The organism is Stenotrophomonas sp. STEN063 (assembly GCF_056854515.1).
Genome location: NZ_JBXFWF010000127.1, coordinates 1 through 2509 on the forward strand (window position 1 = coordinate 1; position 2509 = coordinate 2509).

Genomic DNA, 2509 nt, shown 5'->3' on the forward strand with positions numbered 1-2509 from the left:
GCCATGCTCGGCAGAGCCTTTCCCGGCAAAGCTCCAGCCGAGCATGGCTCGGCGCTACAGGTGAAGCGGTCCCGGTAAGGCTCCAGCCGAGCATGGCTCGGCACTACAGGTGGGGCCCTAAATCCGGTAGGCCACGGCCTTCATCGCCTTGGAGGCCAGTGCCATCACCGACGGGATCGGGAATGGCAGCTTGCGCGCGCCGGCATGTTCGGCGTGCTCGGCGTGGCGCGCTTCGTCGAGCTTCATCACCTTGAGGATCTCGCGGCTGCGCTGGTCGGCTGGCGGCAGGGTGTGCAGGTGCTCGTCCAGATGCGCTTCCACCTGGCGCTCGGTTTCCACCACGAAGCCCAGGTTCCAGCCGTCACCGCGCAGGCCGGCCAGCGTGCCGATGGTGTAGCTGCCCGCATACCAGAGCGGGTTGAACAGGCTGGGGCGGCTGTCCAGTTCGCGCAGGCGGTCCGCGCACCAGCTCAGGTGATCGGTCTCTTCCTGTGCGGCGTCGAGCAGGTGCGCGCGCGTGGCCGGGTCGCGGGCTACTGCTGCCTGGCCGAAATACAGGCCTTGCGCGCAGACCTCGCCGACATGGTTGATGCGCATCAGTCCGGCCGCGTGGCGGACTTCAGCTGGCTCCAGTACAACCTCCGGGGTGTCGCCGGCCGGGTTGGGGCGGGCGGCAGGCGGGTTGCCGAACACCGTGTCCAGGGCGCGTTGGGCTTCGGTCAGCAGGTGGTCCAGTGGCGTTTGTACGCGGGCGGTGATCATGACGGGGCAGCGCAGTGGGGTCTGCCCGATTCTCGCCGCTGGCTGTGAAGCTGCCAAGGCCGGGGCGGGGTGCCCGTTCAGGCGTCGGCTTGCGCCGGAGGTGTGCGGCCAGTACAATCCCGCCTCTTCTGTTTCACCTTCACAACGCGTGGCAAAGTTCCGGTGGTTCATTTCGCCGCAATCAGCCCGACCTACCTGAGTTCTTTATGAGCACTTTCACTGCAAAGAACGAGACCGTCCAGCGCGACTGGTACCTCGTTGACGCCGCCGGCAAGACGCTGGGCCGTCTCTCCACCGAGCTGGCTCGCCGCCTGCGTGGCAAGCACAAGCCGGTTTACACCCCGCATGTTGACACCGGTGATTACCTGGTCGTCATCAATGCCGACAAGATTGCTGTTACCGGCAAGAAGCTGAAGGACAAGAAGTACCATCGCTTCACAGGCTACATCGGTAACCTGAAGACCGAAACCCTGGAGCAGGCGCTGGAGCGTCACCCGGAGCGCGTCATCGAGACCGCCGTCAAGGGCATGCTGCCGAAGGGCCCGCTGGGTCGTCAGATGTACCGCAAGCTCAAGGTCTATGCAGGCACTGAGCATCCGCACGCAGCACAGCAGCCGCAGGTTCTGGATATCTAATCATGGCTATCACTCAAAACTACGGCACTGGCCGCCGCAAGTCCTCCACCGCCCGCGTGTTCCTGCGCAAGGGCACTGGCAACATCACCGTCAATGGCCGTCCGCTGGACGAGTTCTTTGGCCGTGAGACTGCACGCATGATCGTGCGTCAGCCGCTGGAACTGACCCAGAACACCGAAAGCTTTGACATTCTTGTCACTGCTGCCGGCGGCGGCACCACCGGCCAGGCCGGTGCGATCCGTCTGGGCATCGCCCGTGCGCTGGTCGAGTACGACGAAACCCTGAAGTCCGAGCTGCGCAAGGCTGGCTTCATGACCCGTGACGCCCGTGAAGTCGAGCGTAAGAAGGTCGGCCTGCACAAGGCACGTCGCGCCACCCAGTTCTCCAAGCGTTAATCGCTTCGGGGTGGGATTCTCCGGAATCCCACTGGGAAGGCAAAAGCCCGGCCTTGGCCGGGCTTTTGTCGTTTCAGGGATTGGAGTTGGGAATTGGTGATTCGCCAAAGCTGGGGGCAAGGCCAAAGCCAAAGCCCAAGCCAAAGCCAAAGCCAAAGCCAAAGCCAAAGCCAAAGCCAAAGCCAAAGCCAAAGCACCCCTCCCCGGCCCTCCCCTGCGCTGCGCGCAAGGGAGGGGGTGGATGGCTGCATTCGATGCATATCCGGCGCGGGAAGTGCCGCACTTGCTCCCTCCCTTGCGCACAGCGCAGGGGAGGGCTGGGGAGGGGTGCTTTGGCTCTTGGGCCTTTGCTCTGCTCGTCCCGGGCCCGGAACCCGGAATGCCGGGCACAAAAAAGGCCAGATCTTTCGATCTGGCCTTTTGATATCTGGCAGCCCCGGAAGGATTCGAACCTCCGAATGTCTGAGTCAGAGTCAGATGCCTTACCGCTTGGCGACGGGGCTATGGTGCGTGACGATTATCGCACACCCGGCCTGCTGGTTGGTCCTGGTGTGAAGGTCCTGAATAGAAAAAAGGCCTGATCTTGCGATCAGGCCTTTTCATGTTTGGCAGCCCCGGAAGGATTCGAACCTCCGAATGTCTGAGTCAGAGTCAGATGCCTTACCGCTTGGCGACGGGGCTGTAGTGCAGGTTCAACCTGCTTCCCATGGTGGCTAT

3 protein-coding genes and 2 tRNA genes are annotated in these 2509 nt (G+C 63.1%); 2 read left to right on the plus strand and 3 right to left on the minus strand.

Annotation, left to right across the window (positions count from 1 at the left end; genetic code table 11):
• Nucleotides 1-117: 117 nt before the first annotated feature.
• Complete coding sequence (coq7, locus tag AC1VWL_RS19235) at nt 118-762, minus strand: 2-polyprenyl-3-methyl-6-methoxy-1,4-benzoquinone monooxygenase (protein ID WP_282273387.1); 645 nt, start codon at nt 760-762, stop codon at nt 118-120.
• Between the two features lie 206 nt (nt 763-968).
• Between coq7 and rplM the strand changes: the two genes are divergently transcribed.
• Together rplM and rpsI are read left to right on the plus strand one after the other, a co-directional pair.
• Entirely contained in the window at nt 969-1397 is a 429-nt protein-coding gene (gene rplM, locus AC1VWL_RS19240; protein WP_282273385.1) for a 50S ribosomal protein L13, read from the plus strand.
• A 2-nt stretch (nt 1398-1399) separates the two neighbouring features.
• The gene (rpsI, locus tag AC1VWL_RS19245; protein ID WP_057626426.1) at nt 1400-1792 is read left to right on the plus strand and encodes a 30S ribosomal protein S9; all 393 of its coding nucleotides are present in this window, start codon (nt 1400-1402) and stop codon (nt 1790-1792) included.
• A 428-nt stretch (nt 1793-2220) separates the two neighbouring features.
• On the opposite strand, the gene AC1VWL_RS19250 is transcribed toward rpsI, so the two are convergent.
• Both AC1VWL_RS19250 and AC1VWL_RS19255 read right to left on the minus strand, forming a co-directional pair.
• Nucleotides 2221-2295 (minus strand) — tRNA-Gln (locus AC1VWL_RS19250).
• Nucleotides 2296-2398: 103 nt separating this feature from the next.
• A tRNA-Gln gene (locus tag AC1VWL_RS19255) sits at nt 2399-2473 on the minus strand.
• Nucleotides 2474-2509: the final 36 nt, after the last annotated feature.